The organism is Escherichia sp. KTE96, from assembly GCF_000408525.1.
Taxonomy (GTDB): Bacteria; Pseudomonadota; Gammaproteobacteria; order Enterobacterales; family Enterobacteriaceae; genus Escherichia; species Escherichia marmotae.
The window spans coordinates 2926915-2945902 of sequence record NZ_KE137149.1 but is presented as its reverse complement, the minus strand read 5'-3'; the positions used below and the strand labels follow the sequence as shown (position 1 = coordinate 2945902).

The window sequence follows — 18988 nt, the reverse complement described above, 5'->3', positions numbered from 1 at the left end:
GAACTAAGTGATGGTGGTGGGGGAAGGATTCGAACCTTCGAAGTCGATGACGGCAGATTTACAGTCTGCTCCCTTTGGCCGCTCGGGAACCCCACCAGGGGAAAGTAACGCTTGAGATGGTGGTGGGGGAAGGATTCGAACCTTCGAAGTCGATGACGGCAGATTTACAGTCTGCTCCCTTTGGCCGCTCGGGAACCCCACCACGGGGTAATGCTTTTTACTGGCCTGCTCCCTCATTGGGAAGCGGGGCGCATCATATCAAATGACACGCCGCTGTAAAGTGTTACGTTGAGAAAAATGAACTAGTTGCGTAATTTTCATCCGTAACGGATTAAAGGCAACCAGTTCTTTTGGCTGGCGATTAAAGAATAATCGTCCGGTTACCGTAAACAAAAACGCGCTGGGCCAAAACCTGGTAAAGCGCGCGGCTTAATACATTTTTCTCGACATCACGACCTGCCCGCATCATATCTTCAGCAGTGTAAGTATGATCCACATGAATAACGTCCTGCATGATGATTGGACCTTCATCCAGATTGTCATTTACGTAGTGTGCTGTTGCACCAATAATCTTCACCCCGCGCTCATACGCCTGATGGTACGGGCGTGCGCCAATAAATGCCGGCAGGAATGAATGGTGAATATTGATAATCTTATTCGGAAAGCGCGCCACGAACTCCGGCGTTAATACACGCATATATTTCGCCAGCACCACGTAATCAGGCTGATAAGCATCAATAGCATCTGCCATCTTCTGATCGTGTTCGTTACGACTTAATCCTTCATGGCTGACCAGTTCAAACGGGATATCAAAACGCTCCACCAGTGAACGCAAAGTGTCGTGGTTGCCGATGACTGCCGCTATTTCCACATCCAGTCCGCCATAAGTGGCTTTCATCAGCAGATCGCCAAGGCAATGTGCTTCTTTAGTGACCAGAATGACTATCCGACGACGACCGGCGGGAGTGAGCTCACGCACAGAACCTTCCGGCAATGCGCTATCGAGATCCGCCAGCAGGGTGGAATCATTAAATATGCCTTCCAGCTCCGTGCGCATAAAAAAGCGCCCGGTGCGGTGATCAACAAATTCATTGTTCTGCACGATATTTAACTCGTGCTTGTAGCAAATATTAGTAATACGCGCGATCAGACCCTTTTGATCCGGGCAAATGGTACGCAAAACTTTTCGTTGGAGTGAATGCATTGCTGGAAAAACCTTGTTGAGAGTGTTTGCTTAACCGTACCGTCAACCATTATTGGCCGCAGCACTTTTTAAATTTTTTACCTGAACCACAAGGGCAGGGATCGTTGCGGCCAAACTGTGGACGTGTACCGTCAATATAGTACCACTGACCGTTTTCTTTCAAAAATCGCGAACGTTCAATTATCGCTCCTGTTTTACCCTGTTCGGTAAATCGAGCGACGAAACTAACATAACCTACGTCATCACCTTCATGGTATGAGCGTTCAAATACGGTCAGCCCCAACCATTCGGTATGCGCAAATCCGGCCATCAATTCGGTACGCAACGCTGCAGCGCCACAGGATGGATGCCAGGTCTTTATTAAATAATCTGCGTCTTGCATCACAAAAGCGCAGTAACGCGAACGCATGAGATGTTCAGGATCAGGTGCAACCTTTTCACCAGACACATAAGGGTGGCAACATAGGCTATACTCGACAGCACTACCACAGGGACAAAGCTCAGACACAAATAATCTCCCTGGAAACAATAACGGCGTATTAATCGCCTGCGTAGCACTATGTTAACCGAGCAGTAGCGATGTGGCTACGGCTGCATTCCAGGGGAAGCTTGCAGGAATAATGAGAAAGATAAAAATAGGGCTGGCGCTAGGATCCGGCGCGGCGCGAGGATGGTCGCATATTGGCGTCATTAACGCGCTAAAAGAAATGGGCATTGAAATAGATATCGTTGCAGGATGTTCAATCGGTTCGCTGGTGGGCGCAGCCTATGCATGTGATCGCCTGTCCGCGCTGGAAGAGTGGGTCACCTCTTTTAGCTACTGGGATGTTTTACGGCTGATGGATCTCTCCTGGCAGCGTGGCGGATTGCTGCGCGGTGAGCGTGTATTCAATCGGTATCGCGAAATTATGCCGGAAACAGAGATAGAAAATTGTTCACGCCGTTTCGCTGCGGTCGCCACAAATTTAAGTACGGGGAGAGAACTGTGGTTTACCGAAGGCGATCTCCATCTTGCTATTCGAGCATCATGCAGCATTCCCGGCCTGATGGCACCGGTTGCTCATAACGGCTATTGGCTGGTTGATGGCGCAGTTGTTAATCCGATTCCTATTTCCCTCACGCGTGCGATGGGCGCTGATATCGTAATAGCGGTTGATCTCCAGCACGATGCGCACTTGATGCAACAAGACCTTCTTTCATTCAATGTCAGTACTGAAAATGATGACACTGAAGATGCTTTACCGTGGCATGCACGGCTGAAAGAGCGGTTAAGCAGTTTTACTGCGCGCCGGGCTGTCACGGCACCGACAGCGACAGAAATTATGACTACCTCAATCCAGGTGCTGGAAAACCGCCTCAAACGAAACCGCATGGCTGGAGACCCGCCTGATATTCTGATTCAACCTTTATGTCCGCAGATATCTACCCTGGATTTTCATCGTGCCAACGCCGCGATTGCGGCAGGACAATTGGCGGTAGAAAAGAAAATGGATGAACTTTTACCGCTGGTTCGAACTAACGTTTTAATCTGATTTTTTATCTACACTTAAGTTAATTCTGACAGGCACTGATGGCAATAGCATGTCACTATTGAATAAAGCCAGTCAGGGGAGAGAACATGACGCAGCCATTGGTCGGAAAACAGATTCTCATAGTTGAAGATGAGCCAGTCTTTCGCTCGCTTCTGGATTCGTGGTTTTCCTCATTGGGAGCGACAACGGTACTGGCGGCTGATGGGGTGGATGCCCTTGAGCTACTGGGAGGTTTCACACCCGATCTGATGATATGTGATATTGCAATGCCAAGAATGAATGGCTTAAAACTGCTGGAGCATATCCGTAACCGGGGGGATCAAACTCCTGTCCTGGTGATTTCTGCTACGGAAAATATGGCAGATATTGCGAAAGCGTTACGCCTGGGGGTAGAAGATGTTTTGCTGAAACCGGTTAAAGATCTTAATCGCCTGCGTGAGATGGTTTTTGCTTGTCTTTATCCCAGCATGTTTAACTCCCGGGTTGAGGAAGAAGAAAGACTTTTTCGCGACTGGGATGCAATGGTGGATAATCCCACCGCTGCCGCGAAATTATTGCAAGAATTACAACCACCGGTTCAGCAGGAGATTTCCCATTGCCGGGTTAATTATCGCCAACTCGTAGCTGTTGATAAACCTGGTCTGGTACTTGATATTGCAGCACTATCGGAAAATGATCTGGCTTTTTATTGTCTTGATGTAACCCGAGCTGGACATAATGGCGTCCTTGCCGCTTTGTTATTACGTGCGCTGTTTAATGGCTTATTACAGGAACAGCTTGCGCACCAAAATCAACGTTTGCCAGAGTTAGGCGCGTTATTGAAGCAGGTAAACCATTTACTACGCCAGGCCAATTTGCCTGGTCAGTTTCCGCTATTAGTCGGCTATTACCATCGTGAATTGAAAAATCTCATTCTGGTTTCCGCAGGCTTGAATGCGACGTTGAATGCGGGCGAACACCAGATTCAAATCAGTAATGGCGTTCCGTTAGGGACATTAGGTAATGCCTATTTGAATCAATTGAGTCAGCGATGTGATGCCTGGCAATGCCAAATTTGGGGAACCGGTGGAAGGCTGCGGTTGATGTTGTCTGCGGAATGAGCAAACGATAATTTTGGATAAAATTGCATTACCCGCTAATGTTGGCTGGTGGTACTATCGTCGCCATTCGTATAAGTAATTGTCTTAATTATGTTAACTCACATCCTTTTCGGAACCAGGCCTTGTCAGGGTACTGATATACTGGGATGTGATACAGAAATATGAACACGTTCAATACACGAACAGTCCAGGAGAATTTAAATGGCTGCCATTAACACGAAAGTCAAAAAAGCCGTTATCCCGGTAGCGGGATTAGGAACCAGGATGTTGCCGGCGACAAAAGCTATCCCGAAAGAGATGCTACCGCTTGTCGATAAGCCATTAATTCAATACGTCGTGAATGAATGTATTGCGGCTGGCATTACTGAAATTGTGCTGGTTACTCACTCATCTAAAAACTCTATTGAAAACCACTTTGATACCAGTTTTGAACTGGAAGCTATGCTGGAGAAACGTGTAAAACGCCAGTTGCTTGATGAAGTGCAGTCTATTTGTCCGCCGCACGTGACTATTATGCAAGTTCGTCAGGGGCTGGCGAAAGGTCTGGGGCACGCGGTATTGTGTGCTCACCCGGTCGTTGGTGATGAACCTGTGGCTGTTATTTTGCCAGACGTTATTCTGGATGAATACGAATCCGATTTGTCGCAGGATAACCTTGCAGAGATGATCCGCCGCTTTGATGGAACTGGTCATAGCCAGATCATGGTTGAACCTGTTGCTGATGTGACAGCATATGGTGTTGTGGATTGCAAAGGTGTGGAATTAGCGCCTGGTGAAAGTGTGCCGATGGTTGGTGTAGTAGAAAAACCGAAAGCAGATGTTGCACCATCTAATCTCGCTATTGTTGGTCGTTACGTACTTAGCGCTGATATTTGGCCGCTGCTGGCAAAAACTCCTCCGGGAGCAGGTGATGAAATTCAACTGACCGATGCTATTGATATGCTGATCGAGAAAGAAACGGTTGAAGCCTATCATATGAAAGGGAAGAGCCATGACTGTGGTAATAAATTAGGTTACATGCAGGCATTTGTCGAATACGGTATTCGTCACAATACACTGGGTACTGAATTTAAAGCCTGGCTTGAAGAAGAGATGGGCATTAAGAAGTAACATCTATAGCGATGTTTTCTACGGAACGGCATTGAGTTATCAATGCCGTTTTTTTATAGCTTATTCTTATTGGATAGTCTTAAAACGGACAATAAAAAATCCCGCCAATGGCGGGATTTTAAGCAAGCTGAATCTAAAAAAGATTATTGCTTGATCAGGAAATCGTCGAGGGATTTACCTTGCTCATCCATTGCTTTTTTGATTACTGCCGGAGTACGACCCTGGCCAGTCCAGGTTTTGGTTTCGCCGTTCTCGTCAACGTAGCTATATTTAGCCGGACGCTGTGCACGTTTAGCTTTGGTGCCAGATTTAACAGCAGCCATGCTATTCAGCAGTTCGTTCGGGTCAATACCGTCAGCGATCAGCATTTCACGATATTGCTGCAGTTTACGAGTGCGCTCTTCAACTTCAGCAGCAGCCGCACTTTCTTCTTCGCGACGTTCGTTAACGACAACTTCTAATTTTTCCAGCATTTCTTCCAGCGTTTCAAGTGTACATTCTCTTGCCTGCGCACGAAGAGTACGGATGTTGTTCAGAATTTTAAGTGCTTCGCTCATTGTAGTAATCTCAAACTTATATTGGGGTGGTTTGTTGAGGTAATAATAGAGCCTTAAATTCAGTTGTGCAATAGCCAGGAATGTAAGGAATTCAAAATTGTTCTTTATTTTGTGCCGCCAATAAATATCTTTTCATAAAATTAGTCAGAAAAGACGCGGCATATAGCCCTATTTGCATCGGTACTTTTGCACCACCTAAGGTTAAAACTTCCTGATTCATGTCACATTTTATGTAGGGATTAACATGTGCTGGCACCTTTTACTCTTCGGTATTAGTCATGTTTACGAAATCCCCTATTAAGCGAATGATGAAAAGTAGAACAGTTGCAATAAGTGCAGGGACTTTGTATTGCCGTATGCTGGAGGTCAACAGGGGGTTATTACTTGTGCAACAAGTTAAAGATTGTGAATAGTTACCAGGAGTCATTTACGCAGTTATAACAAGCAAAGCAGTCGCAATGATAGCTCTGAAGGATTATGCCATCCTTCTAAAAGAATGACGTATATACCTCTTCTGCGCGTACTGTTGCACTGTAAAACTGGCGAATTATGATAAACTTCAACCAACTTTATTTCATATCATTGAGGGTCTGTGGCTGATGGCACAGCTATATTTCTACTATTCCGCAATGAATGCGGGTAAGTCTACGGCATTGTTGCAATCTTCATACAATTACCAGGAACGCGGTATGCGCACTGTCGTATATACGGCGGAAATTGATGATCGTTTCGGAGCTGGGAAAGTCAGTTCGCGTATAGGCTTGTCATCACCTGCAAAATTATTTAACCAAAATTCATCATTATTTGATGAGATTCGTGCGGAGCATGAACAACAGGCAATTCATTGTGTATTGGTTGATGAATGCCAGTTTTTAAGCAGACAACAAGTATATGAATTATCGGAGGTTGTCGATCAACTCGATATACCTGTACTTTGTTATGGTTTACGTACCGATTTTCGCGGTGAATTATTTACCGGCAGCCAATACTTACTGGCATGGTCAGACAAACTGGTCGAATTAAAAACCATCTGCTTTTGTGGCCGTAAGGCAAGCATGGTGTTACGTCTCGATCAGGAGGGTAGACCTTATAACGAAGGCGAGCAGGTGGTTATTGGTGGTAATGAGCGTTATGTCTCAGTTTGCCGTAAACACTATAAAGAAGCGTTAGAAGTCGGCTCTCTGACGGCTATTCAGGAAAAACACCAACACGATTAATAAGATTTTCTTTACTGACAGGATGAACGGGACGCCTTTATCCTGTCAGTTCGTTTTACTAACTTCTTCCGGGTCATAAATCCTTCCCTACTCTTAACCATCGCTAAAAGTGTAACCAAACGGTTTTAGTGCTCCGATGCTTCGTCATCTACGAAGTAGAGTCGTTTACAGGTTATCGCAGTTTTCGCACATTAGATAACAGTATAAATATGAGAATACTAACGCTGCTGAGTTATTTGATCTTGCATAGTATCGGTTTATGACAAAAACAAAAAACGGCCCCAAAAGGGTAATGCCAGTCAGTTAAGCAACTGACTGGCTCTTTTTCGGGGCTGTGGGGTATTTCCAGGGCCTCTCCTTTACCACTCTCGGGAAGGCCCTTTCCCTTCTTGTCGGTAATTTCACTAGTTGTCCCATACTTGCAAGATCGCGCATCAGCTCCGGTATACGTCCCGGTGAAGCGCCCTGCAATGTCATCAGCATTCTCATCACCATTCCGCATGATTCTGAGAAACTCAGTTGATTCGGCCAGTAACCTTTCAGATGTTCCGCCATTTTAATCATCTGATATCTCACCAGATTATAAGCCAGTAAGACACCCCACAGCTCTTGCTCCACAAGCTCCGGCTTTTTACTTCTCAGCGTCAGCCTGCTCAGTTGCATCGTCTGTTTTATCTCCCTGTATCCCAGTTCGATTTCCCAGCGATGACTGTACAGATCCGCCATTTCTCCTCCGGGGAAGCGCATGGCGTCCGTCATCGACGTCAGCAGATGGCAGACTTTTCCTTTGCGCGTCACGGTCAGCAGGCGGGCTGTCACCTCATTTCCCAGTCCCGGCCACTTTTTTCGTGCCTGCGGGCTGGTTTTCAGCTTCACCAGATGATCGCCTTTACCCAGTTTTCTGATCTCTTCATATTGCGCTCCCTTTCTGAGAGGGATCATCCAGTGGCGGTGTTCTCCCGCCAGGCTCCAGGCATTTAACAGTCCCAGTGAGTAATAACCTTTATCCATTAACGTCAGGGTGTTATCGCCGGTTTGTTCTATAAGTTGCTCAGCAAGCTCATTTTCGCTGTTCTTCATCGTGCCGAAAGCTGCAGCCGTCAGCAGATGGCTGGTCAGTTCCATCTGGCAGACCATTTTGACCTGCGGGTAGAGCGCCGGGTTCCCGGCATGTGTCTGGCGGGGGAAGGCTGCATCGTTCTCTGGTGTATCCGGTGTGCGCCAGAACACACCATCGATGGCCAGCAGGGTCAGGCCGCACCAGTGCGGATGCGGCGTGGCGTTATGCCAGAGCTGCGCTGTTTTCGTGAACACGCGGCGGACAGCCTCACTTCCCAGGCGCTGGCGGGCCTGAATAACGGCACTGGGGGCAACGAAGGGGCGATTGCCCGGTAGCATGATGTCCAGGCGATTCACAATCTGGTGAAGAGGTTCTTTACGCTCAAGCGCCATGCCAACAATACACCAGACCATCATTTCGAGGGGAAGACGGCGCTTGCGTAGCGTTACAGTACCTGATTCAGCAAGGCAACGAGAGATGAGTTCGGGGTCGAGGTAATCCCCCAGAGAAGTCAGTGGGTTACGCAGAGAATCGTAAAGGGATACCAGATCAAGGGCCTGTCCAATGTGCATAAAAAAATCCGGAAACGAGTGAGCGTTTCCGGATTTTTACACAGCCACTGGATCGGTCAACTGATCCTTAACTGATCGGCATTACCCCAAAAGGGACCGTTTATACTGTTATACAGAGTTATTGATTAAGCGGATTTCTTCGCTTTTTTCTCTGCTTTAGCCGGAGCTGCTTCCTTTGCTGCTGGTGCACCTTCTACATAATCACGACCATAGTAGGTATCCAGCAGAATCTGTTTCAGCTCGGAGATCAGCGGATAACGCGGGTTAGCGCCGGTGCACTGGTCATCGAATGCATCTTCAGACAGTTTATCTACGTTCGCGAGGAAGTCAGCTTCCTGAACGCCAGCCTCACGGATAGATTTCGGAATACCCAGTTCTGCTTTCAGCGTTTCCAGCCATGCCAGCAGTTTCTCGATCTTAGCAGCAGTACGGTCGCCCGGTGCGCTCAGACCCAGGTGGTCTGCAATTTCAGCATAACGACGGCGTGCTTGCGGACGGTCATACTGGCTGAATGCAGTCTGCTTGGTCGGGTTGTCGTTTGCGTTGTAACGAATAACGTTACAAATCAGCAAGGCGTTTGCCAGACCGTGCGGAATATGGAACTGGGAACCCAGTTTGTGCGCCATTGAGTGACATACACCCAGGAAGGCGTTCGCAAACGCGATACCTGCGATAGTTGCCGCACTGTGAACACGCTCGCGTGCTACCGGGTTTTTAGCCCCTTCGTGGTAGGACGCTGGCAGGTATTCTTTCAGCAGTTTCAGCGCTTGCAGAGCCTGACCATCAGAGAACTCAGAAGCCAGTACAGAAACATAAGCTTCCATAGCGTGAGTGACTGCGTCCAGACCGCCGAAAGCACACAGGGACTTCGGCATATCCATAACCAGGTTGGCGTCAACAATCGCCATATCCGGGGTCAGCGCATAGTCTGCCAGCGGATATTTCTGACCAGTAGCGTCGTCAGTTACAACCGCAAACGGAGTAACTTCAGAACCTGTACCGGAAGTGGTGGTGACTGCGATCATTTTCGCTTTCACGCCCATTTTCGGGAACTTGTAGATACGTTTACGGATGTCCATAAAACGCAGCGCCAGTTCTTCGAAGTGAGTTTCCGGGTGTTCGTACATAACCCACATGATCTTCGCAGCGTCCATCGGGGAACCACCACCCAGCGCGATAATGACGTCCGGTTTGAAGGAGTTCGCCAGTTCTGCGCCTTTACGTACGATGCTCAGAGTCGGGTCTGCTTCAACTTCGAAGAAGACTTCAGTTTCTACGCCAGCCGCTTTCAATACGGAAGTGATCTGGTCAGCATAGCCGTTGTTGAACAGGAAGCGGTCAGTCACGATGAGCGCACGTTTGTGGCCATCAGTAATCACTTCATCCAGCGCGATTGGCAGGGAGCCACGGCGGAAGTAGATAGATTTCGGAAGTTTGTGCCACAACATGTTTTCAGCTCGCTTAGCAACGGTTTTCTTGTTGATCAGGTGTTTCGGACCAACGTTTTCAGAGATGGAGTTACCACCCCAGGAACCACAACCCAGAGTCAGGGAAGGTGCGAGTTTGAAGTTATACAGGTCACCGATACCACCCTGAGACGCCGGGGTGTTGATCAGGATACGGGCAGTTTTCATTTTCTGACCGAAGTAAGAAACGCGTGCCGGTTGGTTATCCTGGTCGGTGTACAGGCAAGAGGTATGTCCGATACCGCCCATAGCAACCAGTTTCTCTGCCTTATCTACCGCGTCTTCGAAATCTTTCGCACGGTACATTGCCAGAGTCGGGGACAGTTTTTCATGAGCGAACGGCTCACTTTCATCAACAACAGTCACTTCACCGATCAGAATCTTAGTATTTTCTGGAACAGAGAAGCCTGCCAGTTCAGCAATTTTATACGCCGGTTGACCAACGATAGCTGCGTTCAGCGCGCCATTTTTCAGGATAACGTCCTGAACTGCCTTCAGTTCTTTGCCCTGCAGCATGTAGCCGCCGTGGGTCGCGAAACGTTCACGCACAGCATCATAAACAGAATCAACCACAACAACAGATTGTTCAGAAGCACAGATTACGCCGTTGTCGAAGGTTTTGGACATCAGTACAGATGCAACAGCACGTTTGATATCAGCAGTTTCATCAATAACAACTGGGGTGTTACCTGCACCTACGCCGATAGCTGGTTTACCGGAGCTGTATGCCGCTTTAACCATACCTGGACCACCGGTTGCAAGGATCAGGTTAATGTCAGGGTGGTGCATCAACGCGTTGGAGAGTTCAACAGAAGGTTGATCGATCCAGCCGATCAGATCTTTCGGCGCACCAGCAGCGATAGCAGCCTGCAGAACGATGTCAGCAGCTTTGTTAGTTGCATCTTTTGCACGCGGGTGTGGAGAGAAAATGATGGCGTTACGGGTCTTCAGGCTGATCAGCGATTTGAAGATAGCGGTTGAAGTCGGGTTAGTGGTCGGAACGATACCGCAAATAATACCGATTGGTTCAGCGATAGTGATAGTACCGAAAGTGTCGTCTTCGGACAGAATACCGCAGGTTTTTTCATCTTTATACGCGTTGTAGATATATTCTGAAGCGAAGTGGTTTTTAATCACTTTGTCTTCAACAATACCCATGCCGGATTCAGCAACGGCCATTTTCGCGAGTGGGATTCGAGCATCTGCGGCAGCCAGAGCGGCGGCGCGGAAGATTTTGTCAACTTGCTCTTGAGTGAAACTGGCATATTCACGCTGGGCTTTTTTTACACGCTCTACGAGTGCGTTAAGTTCAGCGACATTAGTAACAGCCATAATGCTCTCCTGATAATGTTAAACTTTTTTAGTAAATCATCTGCTCGAATACGAGAGTATAGTCAGTGCGATGATGATTTGCTTAACCTTTGAAAATCAAAATCTTACTCGTGCTCACACTCACTGTGATTTACTAAAAGAGTTTAAACATTAGAGTCATTGAACTCTAATGCGTCACTTCCAGGTGGCGTAAGCAAGATTACTCACTTCTGGGTACTGATTGCGTGATCTAGATCAAAATTCAGCAAAGCTGACACCTTTCAGCTCCGCTTTTAGCTACAAAAGCTAATAGTTAATAAATTGTAGTATTTATTGTTGGCTACATTAGCATGTTTTGTACGTCTAGATAACAATAATGAATGATAGTGATTTTAAGCAGTTAGGAGGTGAAAAATGCTGCCAAAAGGCGTATTGTCAGCGCGTATTTTTTACCCTTGGTTATGACTAACATTATCCGGCCTTTGCTTCGGAGCTAACTGTGATTCAGACACTCTTTGATTTTCCCGTTTATTTTAAGTTTTTTATCGGGTTATTTGCGCTGGTTAACCCTGTTGGGATCATCCCTGTCTTCATCAGTATGACCAGCTATCAGACCGCGGCAGCGAGAAACAAAACAAATCTGACCGCCAACCTGTCGGTAGCGATCATCTTGTGGATTGCGCTTTTTCTTGGCGACACGATTCTGCAACTTTTTGGCATCTCGATTGATTCGTTCCGTATCGCGGGCGGCATTCTGGTGGTCACAATTGCGATGTCGATGATCAGTGGCAAACTTGGCGAGGATAAACAGAACAAACAAGAAAAATCAGAAACCGCAATTCGTGAAAGCATCGGCGTTGTACCGCTCGCATTGCCTTTGATGGCAGGGCCGGGAGCGATCAGCTCAACTATCGTTTGGGGAACGCGTTATCACAGCATTGGTTACTTGTTCGGTTTTTTTGTGGCAATCGCGTTGTTTGCTTTATGTTGTTGGGGCTTATTCCGTATGGCTCCCTGGCTGGTAAGGGTTCTGCGCCAGACCGGCATCAACGTGATTACCCGTATTATGGGGTTGTTACTGATGGCATTAGGGATTGAATTTATTGTTAATGGAATCAAAGGGATTTTCCCTGGCCTGCTCAATTAATTCCTTTCATCCGAAACGGAGTCATAGTGCTCCGTTTTTTCGTCATTATTTTTACTTTGGCCCAACGCAGTTATCAGAAGCAAACGAAATAGATAAATATTTTTTCTCATATTACAGCCAGTTATAAGAATATCCTTACCTCGCGCTCCTCCTCATCATGTTATTTTCGCGACATCATAATTCAGGGTCTTGCTGAAGAATAATTGAAATGATATTAGTAATTCCACTGGATTTGGTAGAGGAATGTGCTAAATAATGAGCTGTTGTTAAATTATTGTGCATTTCTCTATCATAATGGTTACCAGAAAAGACAGTCTTGCTTCCTGATTTTCTATCTTTATGTTTTTAAATAATTTTATTGGCAGCTTGATGGGGGGTTTAGGTACTGTCATGGTCAATAAAAGAGAATTGCTTAACAATTTTGCAAAATGTATTGGCGAGCAAGAAGCGCATTTGATACTTTCCGGCCAACCATCAGGCAATTTTATTGGTAATGGGAATTATTAACAATAAAATTGCTGCAGTAATAAATGTGTCTCGACAGGGGAGGCACAGTAAGAATCGACGTAAGGTGGTCGTCCGAATCACCAGAATAAACAAAGTCGGTGATAGTAAAGCGTAACGATAAAGTAACCTGGCAGCAGAAAGTCTCCGAATCTGTCCAGGGTCCCAATCCGGGATTACACATGCTGGTTCAAACCAGTAATTATAATGAGGGAGTCCAAAAAACAATGACCAACATCACCAAGAGAAGTTTAGTCGCAGCAGGCGTTCTGGCTGCGCTTATGGCAGGGAATGTCGCGTTGGCGGCTGATGTGCCCGCGGGTGTTCAGCTCGCAGAAAAACAAACGCTGGTGCGCAATAATGGTTCTGAAGTTCAATCATTAGATCCGCACAAAATTGAAGGGGTTCCGGAGTCTAATATCAGCCGCGACTTGTTTGAAGGCTTATTGGTCAGCGATCTCGACGGCCATCCGGCTCCGGGCGTTGCTGAATCCTGGGATAATAAAGACGCTAAAGTCTGGACATTCCATCTGCGTAAAGATGCGAAATGGTCTGATGGCACGCCAGTCACTGCGCAAGACTTTGTATATAGTTGGCAACGTTCTGTTGATCCGAACACGGCGTCTCCCTATGCAAGTTATCTGCAATATGGGCATATTGCCGGTATTGATGAAATTCTCGAAGGGAAAAAACCGATTACCGATCTCGGCGTGAAAGCCATCGATGATCACACGTTAGAAGTTACATTAAGTGAGCCTGTTCCGTACTTCTATAAATTGTTGGTTCACCCGTCTACTTCTCCGGTGCCAAAAGCCGCCATTGAGAAATTTGGCGAAAAATGGACTCAGCCGGGTAATATCGTCACCAACGGTGCCTATACATTAAAAGATTGGGTCGTTAACGAACGTATCGTTCTTGAGCGCAGCCCGACTTACTGGAACAACGCGAAAACGGTTATTAATCAGGTGACTTATTTGCCGATCGCTTCTGAAGTTACCGATGTAAACCGCTATCGCAGCGGTGAAATCGATATGACTTATAACAACATGCCGATCGAGCTGTTCCAGAAACTGAAAAAAGAGATCCCGGACGAAGTTCACGTCGACCCATATCTGTGTACCTACTATTACGAAATTAATAACCAGAAAGCGCCATTCAACGACGTGCGCGTGCGTACAGCGCTGAAACTGGGTATGGACCGCGATATCATTGTTAATAAAGTTAAAGCACAGGGCGATATGCCAGCCTATGGTTACACACCTCCTTATACTGATGGTGCAAAATTAACTCAGCCGGAATGGTTTGGCTGGAGCCAGGAAAAACGTAACGAAGAAGCTAAAAAACTGCTGGCCGAAGCGGGTTATACTGCAGACAAACCGTTAACGATTAACCTGCTATATAACACGTCCGATCTGCATAAAAAGCTGGCCATTGCCGCCTCTTCGCTGTGGAAGAAAAACATAGGTGTTAACGTCAAACTGGTTAACCAGGAATGGAAAACCTTCCTTGACACCCGTCACCAGGGAACTTTTGATGTGGCTCGTGCAGGTTGGTGTGCCGACTACAACGAACCGACCTCCTTCCTGAACACCATGCTGTCGAACAGCTCGATGAACACCGCGCATTATAAGAGCCCGGCGTTTGACAGTATTATGGCGGAAACGCTGAAAGCCACTGACGAGGCGCAGCGCACGGCGTTGTACACCAAAGCAGAGCAACAGTTGGATAAAGATTCGGCCATTGTTCCGGTTTATTACTACGTGAACGCGCGTCTGGTAAAACCGTGGGTTGGAGGTTATACCGGTAAAGATCCGCTGGATAACACCTACACCAGAAATATGTACATTGTGAAGCACTAATGGCAATACGTGGGGTAGGCGAGTCCTGCTCCACGGTGTCTGGTTTTTATCGCATTACAGAAGGCACAGGCCAGAAGGTACGGCAATGTTAAAATTTATTCTACGTCGCTGTCTGGAAGCGATTCCGACGCTATTTATTCTTATTACTATTTCGTTCTTTATGATGCGCCTCGCCCCGGGAAGTCCTTTTACTGGTGAACGCACGTTACCGCCAGAAGTGATGGCCAATATCGAAGCGAAATATCATCTTAATGATCCGATCATGACACAGTATTTCAGCTACCTGAAACAACTGGCGCATGGCGATTTCGGTCCGTCTTTTAAATATAAAGATTATTCGGTCAATGACCTGGTAGCATCCAGTTTTCCTGTTTCTGCAAAATTGGGTGCCGCTGCATTTTTCCTCGCGGTGGTGCTGGGTGTGAGTGCTGGCGTTATTGCCGCATTAAAACAAAACACCAAATGGGACTATACCGTGATGGGGCTGGCAATGACCGGGGTGGTTATCCCCAGTTTTGTGGTTGCGCCATTATTAGTCATGATATTCGCGATCATTTTGCATTGGCTACCCGGCGGCGGATGGAATGGCGGGGCGCTGAAATTCATGATATTACCGATGGTGGCGTTGTCACTCGCCTATATCGCCAGTATCGCGCGTATTACCCGTGGTTCAATGATTGAAGTTTTACACTCCAACTTTATTCGCACTGCCCGCGCGAAAGGTTTACCTATGCGCAGAATTATCTTTCGCCACGCATTAAAACCTGCGCTGTTACCCGTACTTTCATATATGGGACCCGCATTTGTCGGCATTATTACCGGTTCTATGGTCATCGAAACCATTTATGGTTTACCTGGGATCGGGCAATTGTTTGTTAATGGCGCGTTGAACCGTGACTATTCATTGGTTTTAAGCCTGACCATTCTGGTTGGTGCATTAACCATTTTGTTCAATGCCATTGTCGATGTGCTATATGCGGTTATCGACCCGAAAATCCGTTACTGATACTGGAGCTCGCGATGATGTTAAGTAAGAAAAACAGCGAGACGCTGGAAAATTTCAGTGAAAAGCTGGAGGTCGAAGGGCGCAGTTTATGGCAGGACGCACGCCGTCGTTTTATGCATAACCGTGCGGCGGTCGCCAGTCTCATTGTACTGGTGCTGATTGCTCTGTTTGTTATCCTGGCACCGATGCTTTCGCAATTTGCCTATGACGATACCGATTGGGCGATGATGTCCAGCGCTCCAGATATGGAGTCCGGTCACTACTTTGGTACTGACTCATCCGGACGCGATCTGCTGGTACGTGTTGCAATTGGTGGGCGTATCTCACTCATGGTCGGGGTCGCTGCGGCGCTGGTGGCTGTAGTCGTAGGTACGCTTTACGGTTCGCTTTCCGGTTATCTTGGCGGCAAGGTGGACTCGGTAATGATGCGTTTGCTGGAAATCCTCAATTCCTTCCCATTCATGTTCTTCGTCATTTTGCTGGTGACCTTCTTTGGCCAAAACATTCTGCTGATTTTCGTGGCGATTGGCATGGTTTCCTGGCTGGATATGGCGCGTATCGTACGTGGGCAAACCCTTAGTCTGAAGCGCAAAGAGTTTATTGAGGCAGCACAAGTTGGTGGAGTCTCTACGCCCGGTATCGTGATTCGCCACATTGTGCCGAACGTGCTCGGCGTAGTGGTGGTGTACGCATCGCTACTGGTGCCAAGCATGATCCTCTTTGAGTCTTTCCTTAGCTTCCTGGGGCTGGGTACGCAAGAGCCGTTAAGTAGTTGGGGCGCATTGCTAAGTGATGGTGCGAACTCGATGGAAGTCTCGCCCTGGTTGCTGCTGTTTCCGGCCGGTTTCCTTGTGGTGACGCTGTTTTGTTTCAACTTTATCGGGGATGGCTTGCGTGATGCCCTCGACCCGAAAGATCGTTAAGGAGTGCAGCCATGAGCGTAATTGAAACTGCAACCGTACCGCTTGCACAGCAACAGGCTAACGCACTGCTGAACGTGAAGGATTTGCGAGTGACATTTAGTACCCCGGACGGCGACGTCACAGCGGTCAATGATTTGAATTTTTCTCTGCGTGCCGGAGAAACGTTGGGTATCGTGGGTGAGTCTGGTTCCGGTAAGTCGCAAACCGCGTTTGCTTTAATGGGACTGCTGGCCGCGAACGGACACATTGGTGGATCGGCCACTTTTAATGGCCGTGAGATCCTCAACCTGCCAGAACGCGAACTCAATAAACTGCGCGCTGAACAAATCTCGATGATTTTTCAGGACCCGATGACTTCGTTGAACCCGTATATGCGCGTCGGTGAGCAGTTGATGGAAGTGCTGATGCTGCATAAGAGTATGAGCAAGGCTGAAGCGTTTGAAGAGTCGGTGCGGATGCTTGATGCCGTAAAAATGCCGGAAGCGCGTAAGCGCATGAAGATGTTCCCGCATGAATTTTCTGGCGGTATGCGTCAGCGTGTAATGATTGCGATGGCATTGTTGTGTCGGCCTAAATTGCTGATTGCTGACGAACCTACCACTGCGCTGGACGTGACTGTGCAGGCGCAAATCATGACGCTATTGAATGACCTGAAACGGGAATTCAATACTGCCATCATTATGATCACCCACGATCTGGGTGTGGTGGCGGGGATCTGTGACAAAGTATTGGTGATGTACGCCGGGCGCACCATGGAATACGGCAACGCGCGCGATGTCTTTTATCAGCCCGTTCATCCTTACTCTATCGGTTTACTCAATGCGGTGCCGCGTCTTGATGCGGAAGGTGAAGCTATGTTGACCATACCGGGAAATCCACCAAACCTGCTACGTTTACCAAAAGGTTGCCCGTTCCAGCCGCGCTGTCCACATGCGATGGATATTTGTAGCAGTGCGCCGCCGCTGGAAGAGTTCACGCCAGGTCGCCTGCGCGCCTGTTTTAAACCAGTGGGGGAACTGTTATGAATGCTGTTACGGAAGAAAGAAAAGTTCTCCTGGAAATTGCCGATCTGAAAGTTCACTTTGAGATTAAAGATGGCAAACAGTGGTTCTGGCAACCGGCGAAAACCCTGAAAGCCGTTGATGGAGTCACACTTCGACTTTATGAAGGGGAGACATTAGGCGTAGTAGGGGAATCCGGTTGCGGTAAATCCACCTTTGCCCGCGCTATTATCGGCCTGGTTAAAGCGACCGATGGGCGCGTCGCGTGGTTAGGAAAAGAGTTGTTAGGGATGAAGCCTGATGAATGGCGTGCCGTTCGCAGTGATATCCAGATGATTTTTCAGGACCCGCTGGCGTCTCTTAACCCACGTATGACGATTGGCGAGATCATCGCTGAACCGCTGCGTACCTATCATCCGAAAATGTCACGCCAGGAAGTCCGTGAGCGCGTGAAGGCGATGATGATGAAAGTCGGCTTGCTACCTAACCTGATTAACCGCTATCCGCATGAGTTCTCCGGGGGGCAGTGCCAGCGTATCGGAATTGCACGTGCACTCATTCTTGAACCGAAACTGATTATCTGCGATGAGCCTGTTTCGGCGCTGGACGTGTCAATTCAGGCACAGGTGGTGAACCTGCTCCAGCAGTTGCAACGTGAGATGGGATTGTCATTAATTTTTATTGCTCACGATCTGGCAGTGGTAAAACACATTTCCGATCGCGTGCTGGTGATGTATCTCGGACACGCGGTGGAGCTGGGGACGTATGATGAGGTCTACCACAATCCGCTGCATCCTTATACCAAAGCCTTGATGTCGGCGGTGCCAATTCCTGATCCGGATCTGGAGAAGAACAAATCCATCCAGTTACTGGAAGGGGAATTGCCTTCGCCCATCAATCCTCCGTCTGGTTGTGTGTTCCGCACACGTTGCCCGATTGCCGGCCCGGAATGTGCCAAAACGCGCCCGGTGCTGGAGGGCAGTTTCAGACATGCGGTCTCTTGCCTGAAAGTCGATCCGCTTTAAAAACAAAAGGGCTGACAACCGTCAGCCCTTTTTCACACCAAAAGCGATATTTATTCACGCCAGATGATATGGCAAAGTTTGTGATCTTTTTCGCGACATAACAGGATACGGGCGAAAACATCGTTAATTTCACCATCTTCACTGTCCGCCAGACCAATCACCACTTCTGCAAAAAAGTCCGGGTTCAAATCGTAATCAACATGTTCCTGCCAGTCTTCTGCCGGGTCGAATAACTCCGCACCGCCACGTTCTTCAAACTGAAGATTGAACAGCAGAACATCCGCCGGATCGAGATTATCTGCGGCCAGTTCGAGAAAAATATCATAAGCCTGCTCAAGCGTTTCATCTTCAGTCAGGCGATTGTTTAAATCCATATCCATAGTCACTACCCGTT

16 protein-coding genes and 2 tRNA genes are annotated in these 18988 nt (G+C 47.7%); 10 read left to right on the top strand and 8 right to left on the bottom strand.

Going from position 1 to position 18988, the window contains the following annotated elements; genetic code table 11:
* Nucleotides 1–11: 11 nt before the first annotated feature.
* The 4 genes from A1WG_RS00905 to A1WG_RS00920 form a co-directional block, all read right to left on the bottom strand.
* Nucleotides 12–96, bottom strand: a tRNA-Tyr gene (locus A1WG_RS00905).
* A 21-nt stretch (nucleotides 97–117) separates the two neighbouring features.
* A tRNA-Tyr gene (locus A1WG_RS00910) sits at nucleotides 118–202 on the bottom strand.
* Nucleotides 203–361: 159 nt separating this feature from the next.
* Complete coding sequence (gene purU, locus A1WG_RS00915; protein ID WP_000555861.1) at nucleotides 362–1204, bottom strand: formyltetrahydrofolate deformylase; 843 nt, start codon at nucleotides 1202–1204, stop codon at nucleotides 362–364.
* A gap of 49 nt (nucleotides 1205–1253) precedes the next feature.
* Nucleotides 1254–1712, bottom strand: coding sequence for a YchJ family protein (locus A1WG_RS00920; protein WP_001516512.1), 459 nt, complete (start codon nucleotides 1710–1712; stop codon nucleotides 1254–1256).
* Between the two features lie 112 nt (nucleotides 1713–1824).
* On the opposite strand from A1WG_RS00920, the gene rssA reads away from it, so the two are divergent.
* The 3 genes from rssA (at nucleotide 1825) to galU (ending at nucleotide 4946) form a co-directional block, all read left to right on the top strand.
* A complete protein-coding gene (gene rssA, locus A1WG_RS00925) occupies nucleotides 1825–2736 on the top strand; it encodes a patatin-like phospholipase RssA (RefSeq protein WP_024191887.1) in 912 nt (303 codons plus the stop codon).
* A gap of 86 nt (nucleotides 2737–2822) precedes the next feature.
* Nucleotides 2823–3836: a two-component system response regulator RssB gene (rssB, locus tag A1WG_RS00930; protein ID WP_001516510.1), complete on the top strand. Its 1014-nt coding sequence runs from the start codon at nucleotides 2823–2825 to the stop codon at nucleotides 3834–3836.
* Between the two features lie 201 nt (nucleotides 3837–4037).
* Nucleotides 4038–4946 carry a UTP--glucose-1-phosphate uridylyltransferase GalU gene (gene galU / locus A1WG_RS00935; protein WP_000719000.1) on the top strand — a complete coding sequence of 303 codons (909 nt, stop codon included), beginning with the start codon at nucleotides 4038–4040 and terminating at the stop codon, nucleotides 4944–4946.
* Nucleotides 4947–5089: 143 nt separating this feature from the next.
* On the opposite strand, the gene hns is transcribed toward galU, so the two are convergent.
* Nucleotides 5090–5503 (bottom strand): histone-like nucleoid-structuring protein H-NS, encoded by a 414-nt coding sequence (gene hns, locus A1WG_RS00940; protein WP_001287385.1) that lies wholly within the window; start codon nucleotides 5501–5503, stop codon nucleotides 5090–5092.
* 599 nt (nucleotides 5504–6102) lie between these two features.
* Between hns and tdk the strand changes: the two genes are divergently transcribed.
* Complete coding sequence (gene tdk / locus A1WG_RS00945; protein ID WP_000068068.1) at nucleotides 6103–6720, top strand: thymidine kinase; 618 nt, start codon at nucleotides 6103–6105, stop codon at nucleotides 6718–6720.
* A gap of 303 nt (nucleotides 6721–7023) precedes the next feature.
* On the opposite strand, the gene A1WG_RS00950 is transcribed toward tdk, so the two are convergent.
* Together A1WG_RS00950 and adhE are read right to left on the bottom strand one after the other, a co-directional pair.
* A complete protein-coding gene (locus A1WG_RS00950; protein WP_001516509.1) occupies nucleotides 7024–8352 on the bottom strand; it encodes an IS4-like element IS4 family transposase in 1329 nt (442 codons plus the stop codon).
* Between the two features lie 125 nt (nucleotides 8353–8477).
* A complete protein-coding gene (gene adhE, locus A1WG_RS00955) occupies nucleotides 8478–11150 on the bottom strand; it encodes a bifunctional acetaldehyde-CoA/alcohol dehydrogenase (protein ID WP_000301631.1) in 2673 nt (890 codons plus the stop codon).
* 478 nt (nucleotides 11151–11628) lie between these two features.
* Between adhE and ychE the strand changes: the two genes are divergently transcribed.
* The 6 genes from ychE to oppF all read left to right on the top strand — a co-directional run bounded on the left by ychE (nucleotide 11629) and on the right by oppF (nucleotide 18594).
* A complete protein-coding gene (gene ychE, locus A1WG_RS00960) occupies nucleotides 11629–12276 on the top strand; it encodes an NAAT family transporter YchE (RefSeq protein ID WP_000616766.1) in 648 nt (215 codons plus the stop codon).
* Nucleotides 12277–13007: 731 nt separating this feature from the next.
* On the top strand, nucleotides 13008–14639 hold the full coding sequence (oppA, locus tag A1WG_RS00965) for an oligopeptide ABC transporter substrate-binding protein OppA (protein ID WP_010377652.1): 1632 nt from the start codon (nucleotides 13008–13010) through the stop codon (nucleotides 14637–14639).
* 85 nt (nucleotides 14640–14724) lie between these two features.
* Nucleotides 14725–15645 carry an oligopeptide ABC transporter permease OppB gene (gene oppB, locus A1WG_RS00970; RefSeq protein ID WP_001516507.1) on the top strand — a complete coding sequence of 307 codons (921 nt, stop codon included), beginning with the start codon at nucleotides 14725–14727 and terminating at the stop codon, nucleotides 15643–15645.
* A 14-nt stretch (nucleotides 15646–15659) separates the two neighbouring features.
* Nucleotides 15660–16568 carry an oligopeptide ABC transporter permease OppC gene (gene oppC, locus A1WG_RS00975; RefSeq protein ID WP_000979659.1) on the top strand — a complete coding sequence of 303 codons (909 nt, stop codon included), beginning with the start codon at nucleotides 15660–15662 and terminating at the stop codon, nucleotides 16566–16568.
* A gap of 11 nt (nucleotides 16569–16579) precedes the next feature.
* Nucleotides 16580–17593, top strand: coding sequence for a murein tripeptide/oligopeptide ABC transporter ATP-binding protein OppD (gene oppD, locus A1WG_RS00980; protein ID WP_001516506.1), 1014 nt, complete (start codon nucleotides 16580–16582; stop codon nucleotides 17591–17593).
* Nucleotides 17590–18594 carry a murein tripeptide/oligopeptide ABC transporter ATP-binding protein OppF gene (oppF, locus tag A1WG_RS00985; protein ID WP_000994879.1) on the top strand — a complete coding sequence of 335 codons (1005 nt, stop codon included), beginning with the start codon at nucleotides 17590–17592 and terminating at the stop codon, nucleotides 18592–18594. The genes oppD and oppF overlap by 4 nt, the downstream gene beginning before the upstream one ends.
* 50 nt (nucleotides 18595–18644) lie before the next feature.
* Here the strand turns inward: oppF and A1WG_RS00990 are convergent, their stop codons facing one another.
* Entirely contained in the window at nucleotides 18645–18974 is a 330-nt protein-coding gene (locus tag A1WG_RS00990) for an HI1450 family dsDNA-mimic protein (protein WP_000366964.1), read from the bottom strand.
* Between the last annotated feature and the right edge of the window lie 14 nt (nucleotides 18975–18988).

Excerpts from the sequence above, each read along its gene's own strand:
- purU (WP_000555861.1), bottom strand. The coding sequence starts at position 1,204 with ATGCATTCACTCCAACGAAAAGTTTTGCGTACCATTTGCCCGGATCAA.
- rssA (WP_024191887.1), top strand. The coding sequence starts at position 1,825 with ATGAGAAAGATAAAAATAGGGCTGGCGCTAGGATCCGGCGCGGCGCGA.
- rssB (WP_001516510.1), top strand. The coding sequence starts at position 2,823 with ATGACGCAGCCATTGGTCGGAAAACAGATTCTCATAGTTGAAGATGAG.
- galU (WP_000719000.1), top strand. The coding sequence starts at position 4,038 with ATGGCTGCCATTAACACGAAAGTCAAAAAAGCCGTTATCCCGGTAGCG.
- hns (WP_001287385.1), bottom strand. The coding sequence starts at position 5,503 with ATGAGCGAAGCACTTAAAATTCTGAACAACATCCGTACTCTTCGTGCG.
- tdk (WP_000068068.1), top strand. The coding sequence starts at position 6,103 with ATGGCACAGCTATATTTCTACTATTCCGCAATGAATGCGGGTAAGTCT.
- A1WG_RS00950 (WP_001516509.1), bottom strand. The coding sequence starts at position 8,352 with ATGCACATTGGACAGGCCCTTGATCTGGTATCCCTTTACGATTCTCTG.
- adhE (WP_000301631.1), bottom strand. The coding sequence starts at position 11,150 with ATGGCTGTTACTAATGTCGCTGAACTTAACGCACTCGTAGAGCGTGTA.
- oppA (WP_010377652.1), top strand. The coding sequence starts at position 13,008 with ATGACCAACATCACCAAGAGAAGTTTAGTCGCAGCAGGCGTTCTGGCT.
- oppB (WP_001516507.1), top strand. The coding sequence starts at position 14,725 with ATGTTAAAATTTATTCTACGTCGCTGTCTGGAAGCGATTCCGACGCTA.
- oppC (WP_000979659.1), top strand. The coding sequence starts at position 15,660 with ATGATGTTAAGTAAGAAAAACAGCGAGACGCTGGAAAATTTCAGTGAA.
- oppD (WP_001516506.1), top strand. The coding sequence starts at position 16,580 with ATGAGCGTAATTGAAACTGCAACCGTACCGCTTGCACAGCAACAGGCT.
- oppF (WP_000994879.1), top strand. The coding sequence starts at position 17,590 with ATGAATGCTGTTACGGAAGAAAGAAAAGTTCTCCTGGAAATTGCCGAT.
- A1WG_RS00990 (WP_000366964.1), bottom strand. The coding sequence starts at position 18,974 with ATGGATATGGATTTAAACAATCGCCTGACTGAAGATGAAACGCTTGAG.